Below are 14,980 nucleotides of genomic sequence, written 5' to 3'. Positions count from 1 at the left end.
CTGCTCATCCAGGGGGGACCCACTTCCACCCCTACGGGCGAGGCATCGCGGCCCTGCAACGGGGCAGGCGGGTCAGTCCGGCGAGGTGTCGTCGGTGCTCCCGGCACCGCCGAGGCGCTGGTCGAGCACCTCGGTGCCGACGGTGACGGCGGCCTCCAGGGCGTGCAGCAGCCCCGCAGGCGGGGCGGCCGCACCACGGGCGGCCTCCTCCACGTCGCCGGCGAGCCGGTGCACCTGCACCAGTCCCAGGTTGCCCCCGCTCCCCCGCAGCCCGTGGGCCGTGCGCGACGCCTCCTCCCACGCACCGACCCGTACGGCCTCGCGCAGCTCGGCCAGCACCTCGCCCGCCCGCTCGGCGAAGCGGGCCGCGGTCGCCCGCATCCGCTCCGGGCCCAGCAGGTCGACCAGCTCGTCGAGGTGGGGGACGTCGAGCACCCCCTGCTCCCCGGGCGGCACGTCGTCCGGCGCACCCACCTCGTCGCCCGGCCCGGCCGCTGCCGCACCGGGGGCCGGGGCCACCCAGCGGGACACGGTGGCGTCGAGGTGGGCCACGTCGACCGGCTTGGTGAGGAAGTCGTCCATGCCGGCGTCGAGGCAGCGCTGCCGCTCGTCGGCCACGGCGGAGGCCGTCATCGCGATGATCGGCAGCCGCGGCCCCGGCAGCCGCAGCGCGCGGATGGCCCGGGTGGCGTCGTAGCCGTCCATCACCGGCATCTGGCAGTCCATCAGCACCAGGTCGAAGCCCCGCGGCTCCGCGGTGACGGCACGCAGCGCCTGGGCGCCGTCGCCGACCACCACGACGTCGTACCCGAGCCGCTCGAGCAGGCCCTGGGCCACCATCTGGTTGACGGCGTTGTCCTCGACGACCAGCGCCCGGCCCGCCGGGGCCGCACCGGTGCCGGCCTCGACGACCGGCTCGTCGTGCTGCGGGGCGGCCACGGTGGCCAGCGCGTCGAGCAGGTGGGAGGCCAGCACCGGCTTGATCAGGCACAGGTCGATGCCGGCGCCGCGCAGCATGGCCTTCTCGGGCTCCACCGCCGAGGTGAGCAGCACGATGCGGGTGCGGTCGTGGTGCGGCTCGGCCCGCACCAGGCGCGCCACCTGCTCGCCGTCGGCGCCCGGCATCATGTAGTCGAGCAGCACGACGTCGTACGGCACGCCGTCGCGGGCGGCCTCCTCGAGGAGCACCAGCGACCGGAACGGTGACTCGGTCGCCTCCGTGGTCACCTGCCAGGCGGTGAGCTGCTCGACCAGGATGAACCGGTTGGTCTCGTTGTCGTCGACGACCAGCACCTTCAGCCCGGCCACCGCGCGGGCCAGGTCGGAGGCGCCGCGCGGCTGGGGGTCGCCGGCCGGCGCGAGCCGTGCGGTGAACCAGAACGTGCTCCCCTGCCCCGGCACGCTGTCGACGCCGATCTCCCCGCCCATCGCCGCGACGATCTGCCGGCTGATCGACAGGCCCAGGCCCGTGCCGCCGTACTGCCGCGTGGTGGAGGAGTCGGCCTGGGCGAAGGAGTCGAAGATCGCCACCTGGTCGGCGGGGTCGACGCCCGAGCCGGTGTCGCGCACCTCGACCCGCAGGCCGCCGGGGTCGGACCCGTCGAGCGGCAGCGGCTCCACCCGGATCGACACCTCGCCGGTGGAGGTGAACTTCACCGCGTTCGAGGCGAGGTTGGAGATGACCTGGCCGAAGCGCACCGGGTCGCCGGAGACCCGCTCGGGCACGCCGGGGTGGCAGGAGACGACCAGCTCCAGCGACTTCTCGCGGGCCCGCTCGGTGACGAAGCCGGCGCTCTGCTCGAGCACCAGCCGCGGGGAGAAGTCGACGGTCTCCAGGTCGAGGCGCCCGGCCTCGATCTTGGAGATGTCGAGGATGTCGTTGACCAGGGCGAGCAGCGTGCGGGCCGCCTGGCCCACCCCCTGGCTGAGGCGTCGCTGGCGCACGTCGAGGTCGGTGCTGGCGAGCAGCTCGCCGAGGCCGATGATGCCGTTGAGCGGGGTGCGGATCTCGTGGCTCATCGTGGCGAGGAACGCCGACTTCGCCCGCGACGCGCCCAGCGCCTCGTCGCGGGCCTGCGCGAGCCGGGCGGCGTCGAGCTCGCGGTCGGCGACGTGGGCCAGGACGGCGGCCACCTGCGTCATGGTGGCGACGTCGTCGGTGGGGTCGGTCACGGCGAGGGTGTTCAGCACCAGCACGCACGGGACGCCGTTGTCGGTGACGACCGGGGTCACCACGATGTTCACGCCCGACTCGAGTCGGCCCACGCGCGTGGCGGCGCCCTCGATGGCCTCGGTGATCAGACCCACCACCAGGTCACGGGTCGCGGGTGTGACCGGGAGCTCGACGGTCGGCGGGAGCAACAGCTCGATCCCGTGGTCGCCGGAGCGCACGACCGCGACGGGGCGCAGGCCCTCGATGCTGCGCAGCAGGGCGCCGGCGGAGGTCACCGCGTCGGCGAGCGTGGTGGCGCTGTTGGCCGCCGTGGCCACCGCCAGCGACAGGGCCCGCCGCTCGGCGGTGACCTTGGTCAGGGTGGTGTCCTGCACGACGCCGACGGCCGTCATGGCCCGCCCGGAGCGGTCTCGGGTGATGCGGCCGCGGCTGCGCAGCCAGGTGACCGCGTCGCCGCCGCTGACGACACGGGCCTGCCAGTCGACGGTGTCGCCGGCCTCGACGGCGGCCTCGAGCGCGGCGACCACGCCGTCGCGGTCGTCGGGGTGCACGTTGCTCAGGAACTGCTCCGTCGTGAGCCGTAGGCGCCTGCCGCCGGACGTCGCCAGGTCGTCCTCGGGGACGTCGAGGGTGCCGGCGGCGCTGGCCAGCGCGGTGCCGGCGAGGGGGGCGACGTCGATCTCGATGACGTCGCCGAGCACGTCCCAGGACCAGGTGCCGATCGCGGCCAGCGTGCGGACCTCGGCCATCTGCGACTCGCGCGCCTGGAGCCGCTCCACGCCGAGCCGGTCCTCGGTGACGTCGCAGAACCGGTGGAGCCAGCCCACCCGCGCCCCGTCGGCGCCGACGACCTCGCTCACCCGCAGGAACGTCGGGTGGGTGCGGCCGCCGGGGAGGGTGGAGCGGTGGAAGGCCTCGCGGCCGTCGCTCCCGCGGGCGGCCAGCTCACCGAGGTGGCGCACGATCCGCTCGGCGAGCTCCTCACCCACCACCGCGCTGACCGAGCGGCCCTCGACCTGCTCGCGGCCGAGGCCGTAGAGCACCGTCCAGGCGTGGTTGACCGCCACGGTCACACCGGCGTCGCTCATCACCCACACCGGGTCTGGCAGGGCGTCGAGGACGAGACGGTCGAGCGACTCGGTGCCGTCGGCGCCCTGCTCAGCGTGAGCCATGCCCCGATCCTCCCGCACGCACCCAGCAGCGGCTCGACGAACCCCCCGTGGGGGACGGTCCGGGCACCCTCAGCCGCGCCCGGGCCCGACGACCCGCACCCGGTCGGGAGCGAAGCCGTGCTGCATGCCCCACGCCACCGCCTGCGCGCGACGCGACACCTCGATCTTGCGGTAGGCCGTGCGGATGTAGGTCTTCACCGAATTGATGCTCAGGTAGCAGAGCTCGGCGATCTCCTGGTTCGACAGTCCCTGGGTGATCAGCGCGATCACCTCGGCCTCCCGCGCCGACAGCCCGAACTCGCGGCCCGGCCAGCCGGCGGTGCCGCCCGCGCTGCCCGGGGCGTCGGCCGCCGCGAGGTCGTCGGAGCCCGCCGGCGCGCCGGCCCGGCCGGGGCGGACGACGTGCCCGGTGCAGACGCGGTCGATGGCGGCCACGATGTCGGCGGCCTCGGCCTCCTTGGAGAGGTAGCCCGCCGCCCCCCGGGCCAGGGCGCGCTCCACGAGCTCGGCCTGCACGTTCCAGCTGAAGACGATGACCTTGGCGCCGGAGCCGCGGGTCAGCTGCCCGAGGTCGACCCCCACGCCGTCGACCTGGCCGAAGGTGTCGTAGAGCACCACGTCGACGTCGCTGGCGACCGACCGGCCGGCGTCCAGCTCGACCACGGTGACCACGTCGGAGTGCGGCGCCAGCAGGGCGGCGACGCCGGCGACCACGATCTCGTAGTCGTTGACCACCGCTACGCGCCGGGGTCCGTCGTGGGGTGACATGGGGTGACCCTATTCACCCGCGGAGGCGAAGCGGTACACGACGCGGCAGATCTAACGTCCGGCCGGTGACGACGCCGTCAGGACCCGGAGGCCGACCGAGCGGCCCCGCGGCCTCGTCGGACTCCCCCGGCCCGCCCAGCGAGCGCGCCAGCGACCCCGCCGGCGACCCCGCCGGCGACCCCGCCGCGCCCCCTGCGCCGCCCGGTGCCACGGTGGCGCAGTGGCGTGCCCACCCGCGCTACGGCGCGGTGCCGCGGGTCGAGCTGGTCAACGGCGAGGAGCCCTGCACCCGGCTGGTCGTCGTGAGCGCCCACCCCGACGACGAGAGCCTCGGCGCCGGCGGCCTGATGGCCACCGCCGCACGCCACGGCGTCGCGGTGTACGTCGTCCTGCTCACCGCGGGCGAGGCCAGCCACCGCCCCGACCGCAGCGTCACCCGGCACGCCCTGGCCACCACGCGCCTCTCCGAGATGGACGACGCGCTCGCGGAGCTGGCGCCCGGCAGCCCCCTGGTGTTCCTGGGGGCCGCCGACGGCGAGGTGGCGGCGCAGGAGGACACGGTCGCCGACAGCCTGACCGACCTCGTCGGCGCCGGCGAGCGCACCATCGTGGCCGCGCCGTGGCGCCACGACGGCCACCCCGACCACGAGGCCGCCGGCCGCGCCGCGGCCGTGGCGGCCGCCCGCTCGGGGGCCCGGCTGCTGGAGTACCCCGTCGGGCTCTGGCCCCGCTCCCACCCCGACGACGCCCCCTGGGACCGCCTGGTCTGCCTGCCCCTCGACGACGACGTGCTCGCCGCCAAGCAGCGCGCGGTCCGCTCCCACGCCAGCCAGGTGCAGACGCTGTCGGAGCGGGTGCTCGCGCACTTCGCCGCCCCGGTCGAGCACTTCGTCGAGGAGCCGGTGAGCCTCTGACCCCACCGCTCCGCCCGGGCGGGCGCGGTCTGGGGCGGGCGCGGTCTGGGGCGGGCGCGGTCTGGGCACGGGCTGCGGTGCGTGCGTCATACGAGAGGTGGAGTCGCATCCACGACTCGGATGACGTCAGCCCCGGGCCGACCGGGCCGAGCGAGGCCGCCGCGGGGGCCGTCCTCGAGGAGCGCCGGCGATGGGGGGTGTGGAGACCCCCGCGGCTGGACCGGGCTCAGCCGGCGTAGGCGTCGATCTCGGCGAGCACCCGGGCCCGGGTGGCGGCGTCGGCGAAGGAGGCGCGCACCCCGGCGCGGGCCAGGTCCTTGACGCCCTCGGCGTCGAGGTCGAGCATGCCGGCGGCCAGCTCGTACTCCCGGTTGAGGGTGGTGGAGAACATCGGCGGGTCGTCGGAGCCGATCGTGACCGGCACCCCGGCGTCGCGGAAGAGCGGCAGCGGGTGCGCGGCGAGGTCGGGCACCGCGCGGGTGGCGAGGTTGGACGACGGGCACACCTCGAGGGCGATGTCGTGCGCCGCGAGGTGGGCCAGCAGCGCGGGGTCCTGCGCCGCCGACGTGCCGTGCCCGATGCGCTCAGCACCGAGCAGCCGTACGGCGTCCCAGACCGTCTGCGGGCCGGTGGTCTCCCCGGCGTGCGGCACGCTGTGCAGCCCCGCGGCGCGGGCCGCGTCGAAGTGGGGCTGGAACTGCGGGCGCGGCACGCCGACCTCGGGGCCGCCGAGGCCGAAGCCCACGAGCGCGTCCGAGCCGTGGCGCAGCGCGTGGTCGAGGGTGGCGTCGGCGGCGGGCAGGCCGGACTCCCCGGGGATGTCGTAGATCCAGCGCAGCACCAGCCCGTGGTCGCGCTCCGCGGCCACCCGGGCGTCCTCGATGGCCTCGGTGTAGGCCTCGATCGCCATGCCGGGATGGCCGCCGTGCGCGGTCACCGAGGTGTACGGCGTGCAGGTCAGCTCGGCGTAGCGCAGCGACTGGGTGGTGGCCATCTCGCGGGCCACCTCGTAGGTGAGGAAGCGGACGTCCTCGGGCGTGCGGACGAGCGCGACGACCGCGAGGTAGACCTCGATGAAGTGGGCGAAGTCGCGGAAGGCGAAGAACTCGCGCAGCCGGTCGGGGTCGCTCGGCACGGTGCCGGGGTGGCGCTCGGCGAGCTCGCTGACGATGTCGGGGCTCGCCGATCCGACGTGGTGCACGTGCAGCTCGACCTTGGGCAGGCCGGCGATGAAGGAGCGCAGGTCGGGGTCGCTCACCCGACGGTCTCCTCGATGGTGTCGAGGACGTCCTGCGGGTCGCCCGAGACGACCTCGCCGTCGAGCACCACCGTGGGGGTGCCCGTCACGCCGGCGTCGCGGGCCGCGGTGGTGGCCTCCTCGACCCAGTCGGACTTCGCGCCCTCCAGGATCCCGTCGCTCACGTCGCCCTCCTCGGCGCCGGCCTCGACGGCGAGGTCGAGCAGCGCCTGGTCGTCGGGGAACGGCCCCGACTCCGACGGCTGGTTCTCGAACAGCAGGTCGTGGTACTCCTTCGCGACCTCGGGGCCGCTCTCCTCCAGCACCACCGCGAAGGCGTTGGTGGCGCGCGCGGAGTAGTCGCTGATGCCGCTGAGCAGGTTGAAGGGGCGGTAGTCGACGACCAGCGACCCGTCCTCGGCCAGCTGGGCGAGGTCGTCGCTGGTGGCGGCCTCGAGCTGGCCGCAGTAGGGGCACAGGAAGTCCTCGTAGATGATGACCTCGTGCTCGGCGTCGGCGTCGCCGATCGTCACGCCGTAGTCGGTCTGCCCGGCGGGGGCGGCCGTCACGTCGCCCGGGCCGCGCAGGGCCTGCACCACTACGCCGATGCCGACCACGACCACCAGGGCCAGCACCACCAGGGTGATGCTGCGGATCGTGCGGCGCCGCTCGGAGCGCCGCTGCGCCTCGAGCGCCTCGGCGGCACGCGCGGAGCGCCCCTGGTCGGTGGACTTCTTGGCCATCGGGCGGCTCCGGCTCGGCTGGTCGACCGGGACGGTCGACGTCGGGTGGGGTGGTCACGCGGGTCTCGACGCGGATCGCCTGCACTCTAGGTGTCCCGCCTGAGCCTGCGCTGAGACCCCGGGCGGGTCGACCGTGCGGGCCGGCCGAGGCCGCCCGTCGGCGTAGGGTGCGCCCATGAGTGATCGACTGGTCTGGATCGACTGCGAGATGACCGGGCTCGACCTCGGTGCCGACGCCCTGATCGAGGTGGCCGCGCTGGTGACCGACTTCGAGCTCAACGTCCTCGGCGACGGCATCGACCTGGTGGTCAAGCCGCCGGCGGGCGCCGTCGAGCAGATGAGCGACTTCGTGCGCGCGATGCACGAGAAGTCCGGGCTGCTGACCGAGCTGGACGGCGGGCTCTCGATGGCCGACGCCGAGCAGCAGGTGCTGGCCTACGTGCGCAAGCACTGCGGCCACGGCGCCCGCCCGCCGCTGGCCGGCAACACCGTGGCCACCGACCGCTCGTTCCTCGCCCGCGACATGCCCGACCTCGAGGCGTTCCTGCACTACCGCATCGTCGACGTCTCCTCCATCAAGGAGCTCGCCAAGCGCTGGTACCCCCGCGCCTACTACGCCGCTCCCCCCAAGCGCGGCAACCACCGCGCGCTCGCCGACATCCAGGAGAGCATCGAGGAGCTGCGCTACTACCGCGAGGCCGTCTTCGTGGGCGCCCCCGGACCCGACAGCGACACCGCCCGCGGCATCGCGGCCACCCACGGCGGCTCCCTCACCGGGCTGGGCGACCCCGCCCCGGCCGCCGCGACCGCGAGCGCCGCGGCCACCGCCGGCACGGCCGACGCCGCCGTGGCCCCCGCCGCGGAGTAGTCACCGCCCCCCTCGTCCCCACCGCGCCGGGGGTGCGATTTCCCGGCCGACGGGCAGGTCCCCTACACTTCATCGCGCGGTTCCGGCTGGCTCGGAACAGGCACCTGGTGGGTATAGCTCAGCTGGTAGAGCGCTGCCTTGTGGTGGCAGATGTCGCGGGTTCAAGTCCCGTTACTCACCCCGACGAGAAGGCCCCCGATCCGCGCACGTGCGGGTCGGGGGCCTTCTCCGTTCCCCGGCGTGACACCGGACCTGGCCGTACAGCACCTCCGGCCGTAGCGTCGAGCCGTGTCGAGCTCTCGGAACGGCTGGCTGGTCCTCGCCTGCGCTGCCGGCCTGGTCCACGGGGCGTTCAGCGCCTACTGGGCCCTGGGGGGCTCCTGGCTGCTCGACACGGTCGGCCGGTGGGCGCTCGACTGGCGTTCGGAGGCGCCGACCACCGCGCTCCTGGTGCTGTCGGTGGTCGCCCTGGTCAAGGTCGCCGGAGCCGTGGTGCCGCTGCTGGTGGAGTCGGGCCGGCTGCCCGGGCGCACGGCGTGGCGCGCGGCGTCCTGGGCCGGCGCGGTCGTCCTGGTCGCCTACGGGCTCGCCAACACGGTCGGCGCGTGGCTGGTGCTCGGCGGTGCCGTCGGGGGCACCGCGGACGCCGAAGGCCCTGACCGCCCCGCCCTGCTCGGCCATGCGCTGCTGTGGGACCCGCTGTTCGCCGGCTGGGGCGTCCTGCTCGCCGTGGGCCTGTGGACCACCCGGCGCAGCGCGGCCCCGCGCCGCGTGACGCAGGGCTCGAGCGGGTACCAGGGGTGATGGTCGGACGAGTGGTGTGGCAGGGGCTCCTCGCGGGGCTCGCGGGCGGCGTGGCGATGACGGTCACCGAGAAGGTGGAGCAGCGGATCACGGGGCGACCCGACTCGACCGTGCCCGGGCTGGTGCTGGCCCGGCTCACCGGCCGCGCCGAGAGCGGTGACCCGTCGCCGGCGCTGAACGCGACGATGCACCACGGCCAGGGCGCGGTGGCCGGCGTGCTGCGTGCGGTGATGGCGCACGTCGGGCTGCGCGGGCCGGTGGCCTCCGCGATGTTCGCGGTCGTGCGGTTCACCAACGACCAGGTGCTGGAGAACGCCACCGGCGTCGGCGCCCCGCCGCAGACGTGGCCGCGCACCGAGCTCGTGGTCGACCTGGTGCACAAGACCGTCTACGCCTTCGCCACCGGCCTGGTCGCCGACGCGCTCGCGTCCAGCGACGGCCCCGGCCCCGGGCAGCGGCACGCCGCGATGGCTCCCGGCCGGCGCAGCGGTGTCGGCCCGGTGCCGCGCGGGGACGTCGGCCCCGCCTGACCTGAGGACGCGCACGGGACGGGGGCTGGCCGCCGGGCCACGGGCCGGTATCGTGCGCAGCGCCAGTCGACCTCCACGGCAGCCGTCGTGGAGGTCAGGGAACCCGGTGGGAATCCGGGACTGACGCGCAGCGGTGAGGGTGACGGGCGGGGCTTCTGTCTCACGACAGGCCACTGGACGCGAGTCCGGGAAGGTGCTCCGTGCCGGGTGATCCCGAGTCCGAAGACCTGCTGGCCCTCGCGGCGCCCGCCGTGAGGTCGTGACGGGCTTCGCGCACGAGCCCCGGCCTCGAGAGCGACCCGATGCGACGCATCCCCCCTGCCCCCGCGCGCCCGTCCCCCGCGCCCCGCTCGGCCCCCGACCAGCCGGCCCAGCCGCACTCGCCTGCCGCCGTACGGCGACGCCACGACCGGTGCCCCGGCGTCCTGCGGCCGTGGGTGGCCGACGACGGCGCGCTGGTGCGCCTGCGACTGGTGGGCGGGGAGGTGACGCCGGCCGCGCTGGCCGCCCTGTCGCAGGTCGCGCAGCGCCACGGCGACGGGGCGGTGCACCTGACCGCCCGGGCCAACCTGCAGGTGCGTGGCCTGCCCCACCACGACGACCGGCTGCCGCCCGAGGTGGTGGCCGACCTCGGCGCCACCGGGCTGCTGCCCTCGCGCACCCACGAGCTGGTGCGCAACCTCATGGTGTCGCCGCAGTCGGGGCTGTCCGGCGGCCGCGCCGACCTGCGCCCCGTCGCCTGGGCCCTGGACGCCGGCCTGCGGGCCGACCCGGCGCTGGCGTCGCTGCCCGGGCGCTTCCTGTTCGTGCTCGACGACGGCCGCGGCGACCTCGTCGCCCGCCGCACCGACCTGGGGCTGGTGGCCCTCGACGACCGCACCGCCCAGCTGCGGGTGGGCAGCCACGGGTGGGGGCCCGTCGTGCCCCTCGACGAGGCCGCGCCGCGGCTGCTCGACCTCGCCCGGCTGTTCCTGCAGGCGCGCGGCGAGGGCGAGGCCGCGCCCTGGCACGTCGACGAGCTCGCCGCTCCCCTCCGGCCGGCGGTCGCGCGCGACGTCCGCACGCAGGTGTCGAGCGACCCCCTGCCGTACGGCGAGGTGCCCGGCGGGCGCCACGTCGCCGCGCCGGACGGCGTGCTCTCCCCCGCCCTGGTCGACGGGCTCACCGGGCTCACCGCCCGGCCACCCGACGGCGGGGTGCTGGTCGTGACGCCCTGGCGCGGCGTGCTGGTGCCGGAGGTGACCCGGTGAGCGACGTGCCGACCACCCCCGACCACCCCGCCTCCGTCGGCGCGCCCCGTCCCCCCCGGCCGGCCCGGCCCCCGCGGCGCTACGCCTACGTCGACGACGGCCCGGCCATCTACGCCGACTCCTTCGCGACCATCCGCCGCGAGACCCGCCTCGACCGGGTGCCGGCCGCGGCTGAGCGGCTGGCGGTGCGCATGGTGCACGCCAGCGGGCAGACCGACCTCGTCGACGACCTCGTCGTGCACCCCGACCTCGTCGGCGCGGCGCGCGCGGCGCTGCGTGCCGGCGCGCCGGTGCTGACCGACGCCCGGATGGTCGCGATGGGCGTGACCGCCGGGCGCCTCCCCCGCGACAACGACGTGCGGTGCCTGCTGCCCGACGAGCGCGTCCCGGGCCTGGCCGCGGCCTGGGGCACCACCCGCACGGCCGCGGCGGTCTCGCTGTGGGAGCCGCACCTCGACGGCGCGGTGGTGGCCATCGGCAACGCCCCCACGGCCCTGTTCCACCTGCTGGAGATGCTGCTCGACGGGGCGCCGCGGCCGGCGGCGGTGATCGGCTGCCCGGTCGGGTTCATCGGCGCGGCGGAGTCGAAGGAGGCGCTGGCGTCGTTCCACGACGACCACGGCATCGACCTGCCGTTCGTCACGGTGCGGGGGCGCCGCGGCGGCTCCGCGATGGCCTCGGCCGCCGTCAACGCCCTCGCCCAGGACGAGGAGTGAGCCCGGTGGACCCCGTGGACCCTCTCGACGCTGGGGGCCCGACGCCCGGGTCCGGCCGCTTCCACGGCGTGGGCGTGGGCCCGGGCGACCCCGAGCTGATGACGCTGAAGGCCGCGCGGCTGGTCGCGGAGGCCGACGTGGTGGCCTACCACGCCGGCGTCGGCAAGCAGTCGCACGCGCGGCGCATCGCCGACGCCCACGTGCGCCCCGGCGTCGTGGAGGTGGAGCTGCGCTACCCCGTCACCACCGGCACCACCGACCACCCCGGCGGCTACGCCGGCGCGCTGGCCGACTTCTACGCCGAGTCGGCGGCGCGGCTGGCCGCCCACCTGGAGGCCGGTCGCGACGTGGTGCTGCTCGCCGAGGGCGACCCGCTGTTCTACGGCTCGTTCATGTACATGCACGACGCGCTGGCCGAGCGCTTCACGACCGCGGTCGTGCCGGGCGTCCCGGCGTTCTCGGCCGCCACCTCCGCCGCGGCGCTGCCGCTGGTGCGCCAGACCGACGTGCTGACCGTGCTGCCCGGCACGCTCCCCGAGCCGGAGCTGGCCCGTCGTCTCGCCGACACCGACGGCGCGGTGGTGATGAAGCTGGGCCGCACCTTCCCCGCCGTGCGCCGGGCGCTGGCGGCCGCCGGTCGGCTCGAGCACGCCGTCTACGTGGAGCGCGCCTCCATGCCCGGCGAGCGACGGATGCCGGTGGCCGACGTGGACGCCGACGAGGTGCCGTACTTCTCCCTGGTGGTGGTGCCCGGTGACAGCCGGCACGCCGCGCCCGCCGGACGACGCCCCGACCCCCTCGCGGGCAGCGCGCCCGCCACGGCCGGCCCGGCCGCCGAGCTGCTGGTGGTCGGGCTGGGTCCCGGCCCCGAGGGGTGGCTCACCGCCGAGGCGCACGAGGCGCTGGCCGGGGTCGACCACGTGGTGGGCTACGCGCCGTACGTCGACCGGGTGCCGCAGCGCGCCGGGCTCACCCGGCACTCCTCGGGCAACACCGTCGAGCTCGACCGCGCCCGGCTGGCCCTCGACCTCGCCCAGCGCGGCGAGCGGGTCGCGGTGGTCTCCGGCGGCGACGCGGGGGTGTTCGGGATGGCCGCGGCGGTGTTCGAGGCCGCCGACGACCCGGCGTACGCCGACGTCGACGTGCGGGTGCTGCCGGGGGTGAGCGCGGTGCAGGCCGTGGCGGCCCGGGCCGGTGCCCCGATCGGCGGCGACTTCGCGGTGCTGAGCCTGTCGGACCGGCTCAAGCCGTGGTCGGTGGTGGAGCGGCGGCTGCGCGCGGTGGCGGAGGCCGACCTGGTCCTCGCGATCTACAACCCGGCGTCGCGCTCGCGCACCGAGCAGGTGGTGCGGGCGCAGAAGACGCTGCTGGAGCGGCTGCCCGCCGACACCGTGGTGGTGGTGGGCCGCGACGTCGGCCGCGCCGAGGAGAGCCTCTCGGTGACGACGCTGGGCGGCCTCGACGCCGCGAGCATCGACATGAAGTGCCTGCTGCTCGTCGGCTCGGCGCAGACCCGGGTCACCGCCGGCGGGCGGGTGTGGACCTCACGGGCGGTGCCGCCCGGCTGAGTAGAGGTAGGACTCCCCCGACCCCTCGGCGTCGCGCTCCAGGGCCCGCCCGACGAGGATGACGGCGGCCTGGCGCAGCCCGGCCGCCTCGACGGCCCCGGCGACGTCGGCCACGGTGCCGCGCAGCACCAGCTCGCCGGGCTGGCTGGCGCGGTGCACCACGACCACCGGGCAGTCGTCACCGAGGTGGGGCGCGACCTGCGCCATCAGCTCACGGGTGCGGGTGACCGCGAGGTGCACCACCAGCGTGGCCCCGGTCGCCGCGAACGCCGCCAGCGACTCCGCCTCCGGCATCGCGGTGGAGCGGGCCTGCGCGCGGGTCAGCACCACCGACTGCGCCACCAGCGGCACCGTCAGCTCGCGTCCCACCAGCGCCGCGGCCGCGGCGTAGGACGCGACGCCGGGGGTCACGTCCCACGGCACCCCCGCGGCGTCGAGGCGGCGGGTCTGCTCGGCCAGCGCGGAGTAGAGCGACGGGTCGCCGCTGGTGAGGCGCACGACGCCCAGCCCCGCGGCGTGGGCCGTGGTGGTCTCGGCGGTCATCGCGTCGAGGTCGAGCCCCTGGGTGTCGACGAGGCACACGCCGTCGCGGCAGTGGCCGAGCACCTCGGCGTCGAGGTAGGTGCCTGGGTAGAGCACCACGTCGGCCTCGGCCAGCAACCGCGCGGCGCGCAGGGTCAGCAGGTCGGCCGCGCCCGGGCCGGCGCCGACGAAGTGCACGGGCGGGGCGGTGGGGGTCACGGGGTCTCCTCGGGACGGTCGGCCGGGGCGGTCCAGGCCCACTGGGTGACGGCGCGTGCCGGCGTCCAGCCGGTGAACGAGCCGATCGGTGCGGCGCTCTCCACGGCGTGGCGGGTCAGCTCGCCGCCGTGCTCGGCGTACGCCGCGACGAGCAGCTGCTCGGTCTCCAGCGTCACGCCGTGCACGACCAGGCGGCCTCCCGGGCGCAGGCGGGTGCGGCACAGCCCGAGCAGGCCGGGCGCGGTCGCCCCGCCGCCGACGAAGACCGCGTCGGGGCGCGGCGCTCCGTCGAGCACGCCGGGGGCCCGGCCCTCGTGCACCTGCAGGTGCGGGACCCCGAGGCGCCGGGCGTTGCGCCGGGCCCGCTCGGCGCGGGCGGGATCGGCCTCGAACGCCGTGGCCCGCAGCGTGGGGTGGGCCCGCAGCCACTCGATGCCGACCGAGCCGGCACCGGCACCGACGTCCCAGAGCAGGTCGCCGGGGCGGGGGGCGAGCCGGGCGAGGGCCGCCGCGCGGACGTCGCGCTTGGTGAGCTGGCCGTCGTGCTCGAAGGCGTCGTCGGGCAGGCCGGCGGCCCACGCGCCGACCGCGGGCACGACCCCGGCGCCGCCCACCTCGAGCGCCAGCACGTGCAGCGGCGACACCGCGGCGTGCCAGTGGCCGGCCGTGCCCTCGACGCGCGTCGCGCGCGGCGTGCCGAGGTCGCCGAGCGCGGTCATCGCGGTGGTGCCGTGGCCGGCCTCCACCAGCAGCGCCGCCACCTCGGCGGGCGTGCCGGCGTCGGAGGACAGCACGAGCAGCCGCCTGCCCGGGGCGAGGTGGCGGCGCAGCAGGTCGACGTCGCGGCCCACCAGCGTGACCACCTCGCAGTCCTCGGCGCCCCACAGCATCCGGGCCCGGGCCAGCGACACCGACGACACCGCCGGGTGCACCTCGAGCGCCCCGGGCGGCAGCAGGGCGCGCAGCGTGGACGCGACTCCGGAGACGAACGGGTCGCCCGAGGCCAGCACGACCAGGTCGTCGCCCGCGTGCTCGGCGAGGACGGCGCGCAGCGAGTCGTGGAACGGCCGGCCCCAGGCCCGGCGCACCTGCACCCCGGCCGGCGGCAGCAGGTCGAGGTGGCGCCGCCCGCCGAGCACGACGGGCGCGCGGAGCACGCGCTCGCGGCCCTCCTCGGGCAGGGAGGCCCACCCGTCGGCACCCACGCCGACCACCACCACCCGGCCCGCGCGGTGCCCGGCCGGGGGTGGCTGCGGGGCCGGCTGCGGGGCCGGCTCCAGGGCCGGCTGCCGGGCCTCGGAGGGCCCCGGGGGGCGCGGGTCGGGGGTCACGCAGCGTGACGCTATCGTGGCGGCCACAGCCACGAGGTGCCCCTCCGGGGGAGAATCCGGGAAGCCGGTGAGAATCCGGCGCAGGCCCGCTGCGGTGACCCGGGCGACGTGCAGACGTCGACCCGGGAAGTCCGAAGACCGGCCTCGCGGCGTCCATCCGATGGC

At 76.4% G+C, this 14,980-nt stretch carries 13 protein-coding genes, 1 tRNA gene and 2 riboswitches; of the genes, 8 read left to right on the top strand and 6 right to left on the bottom strand.

Going from position 1 to position 14,980, the window contains the following annotated elements; all coding sequences use genetic code 11:
* Positions 1 to 72: 72 nt before the first annotated feature.
* Positions 73 to 3,345 (bottom strand): response regulator, encoded by a 3,273-nt coding sequence (locus AC4OR8_RS08225; RefSeq protein WP_492165048.1) that lies wholly within the window; start codon positions 3,343 to 3,345, stop codon positions 73 to 75.
* Between the two features lie 69 nt (positions 3,346 to 3,414).
* Positions 3,415 to 4,113, bottom strand: a complete 699-nt coding sequence (locus tag AC4OR8_RS08220) for a response regulator transcription factor (RefSeq protein WP_492165047.1) — start codon at positions 4,111 to 4,113, stop codon at positions 3,415 to 3,417.
* Between the two features lie 65 nt (positions 4,114 to 4,178).
* On the opposite strand from AC4OR8_RS08220, the gene AC4OR8_RS08215 reads away from it, so the two are divergent.
* Positions 4,179 to 5,027, top strand: coding sequence for a PIG-L deacetylase family protein (locus AC4OR8_RS08215; protein ID WP_492165046.1), 849 nt, complete (start codon positions 4,179 to 4,181; stop codon positions 5,025 to 5,027).
* Positions 5,028 to 5,253: 226 nt separating this feature from the next.
* On the opposite strand, the gene AC4OR8_RS08210 is transcribed toward AC4OR8_RS08215, so the two are convergent.
* Both AC4OR8_RS08210 and AC4OR8_RS08205 read right to left on the bottom strand, forming a co-directional pair.
* Positions 5,254 to 6,285, bottom strand: coding sequence for an adenosine deaminase (locus AC4OR8_RS08210; protein WP_492165045.1), 1,032 nt, complete (start codon positions 6,283 to 6,285; stop codon positions 5,254 to 5,256).
* Entirely contained in the window at positions 6,282 to 7,007 is a 726-nt protein-coding gene (locus AC4OR8_RS08205) for a DsbA family protein (RefSeq protein ID WP_492165044.1), read from the bottom strand. The genes AC4OR8_RS08210 and AC4OR8_RS08205 overlap by 4 nt, the downstream gene beginning before the upstream one ends.
* 175 nt (positions 7,008 to 7,182) lie before the next feature.
* Between AC4OR8_RS08205 and orn the strand changes: the two genes are divergently transcribed.
* From orn to AC4OR8_RS08170, 7 genes are all read left to right on the top strand, one after another.
* Complete coding sequence (orn, locus tag AC4OR8_RS08200) at positions 7,183 to 7,875, top strand: oligoribonuclease (protein WP_492165043.1); 693 nt, start codon at positions 7,183 to 7,185, stop codon at positions 7,873 to 7,875.
* A gap of 107 nt (positions 7,876 to 7,982) precedes the next feature.
* Positions 7,983 to 8,055: transfer RNA gene (locus AC4OR8_RS08195), tRNA-His, on the top strand.
* A 108-nt stretch (positions 8,056 to 8,163) separates the two neighbouring features.
* On the top strand, positions 8,164 to 8,679 hold the full coding sequence (locus tag AC4OR8_RS08190; protein ID WP_492165042.1) for a DUF3995 domain-containing protein: 516 nt from the start codon (positions 8,164 to 8,166) through the stop codon (positions 8,677 to 8,679).
* The gene (locus AC4OR8_RS08185) at positions 8,679 to 9,209 is read left to right on the top strand and encodes a hypothetical protein (RefSeq protein ID WP_492165041.1); all 531 of its coding nucleotides are present in this window, start codon (positions 8,679 to 8,681) and stop codon (positions 9,207 to 9,209) included. The genes AC4OR8_RS08190 and AC4OR8_RS08185 overlap by 1 nt, the downstream gene beginning before the upstream one ends.
* A 47-nt stretch (positions 9,210 to 9,256) precedes the next feature.
* A riboswitch (cobalamin riboswitch) is annotated at positions 9,257 to 9,458 on the top strand.
* A 53-nt stretch (positions 9,459 to 9,511) separates the two neighbouring features.
* Positions 9,512 to 10,459 carry a ferredoxin-like domain-containing protein gene (locus AC4OR8_RS08180; protein ID WP_492165040.1) on the top strand — a complete coding sequence of 316 codons (948 nt, stop codon included), beginning with the start codon at positions 9,512 to 9,514 and terminating at the stop codon, positions 10,457 to 10,459.
* Positions 10,460 to 10,464: 5 nt separating this feature from the next.
* Complete coding sequence (locus tag AC4OR8_RS08175; protein WP_492165319.1) at positions 10,465 to 11,175, top strand: precorrin-8X methylmutase; 711 nt, start codon at positions 10,465 to 10,467, stop codon at positions 11,173 to 11,175.
* Between the two features lie 5 nt (positions 11,176 to 11,180).
* Positions 11,181 to 12,743 carry a precorrin-2 C(20)-methyltransferase gene (locus AC4OR8_RS08170; protein WP_492165039.1) on the top strand — a complete coding sequence of 521 codons (1,563 nt, stop codon included), beginning with the start codon at positions 11,181 to 11,183 and terminating at the stop codon, positions 12,741 to 12,743.
* On the opposite strand, the gene AC4OR8_RS08165 is transcribed toward AC4OR8_RS08170, so the two are convergent.
* Together AC4OR8_RS08165 and cbiE are read right to left on the bottom strand one after the other, a co-directional pair.
* Complete coding sequence (locus tag AC4OR8_RS08165) at positions 12,720 to 13,484, bottom strand: cobalt-precorrin-4/precorrin-4 C(11)-methyltransferase (protein ID WP_492165038.1); 765 nt, start codon at positions 13,482 to 13,484, stop codon at positions 12,720 to 12,722. The genes AC4OR8_RS08170 and AC4OR8_RS08165 overlap by 24 nt on opposite strands.
* Entirely contained in the window at positions 13,481 to 14,815 is a 1,335-nt protein-coding gene (gene cbiE / locus AC4OR8_RS08160; protein ID WP_492165037.1) for a precorrin-6y C5,15-methyltransferase (decarboxylating) subunit CbiE, read from the bottom strand. The genes AC4OR8_RS08165 and cbiE overlap by 4 nt, the downstream gene beginning before the upstream one ends.
* 17 nt (positions 14,816 to 14,832) lie before the next feature.
* Positions 14,833 to 14,976: riboswitch (cobalamin riboswitch) on the top strand.
* Positions 14,977 to 14,980 lie beyond the last annotated feature (4 nt).

The organism is Nocardioides sp. FY1077 (assembly GCF_058681775.1).
This window is presented reverse-complemented; position numbering and strand designations above follow the sequence as displayed.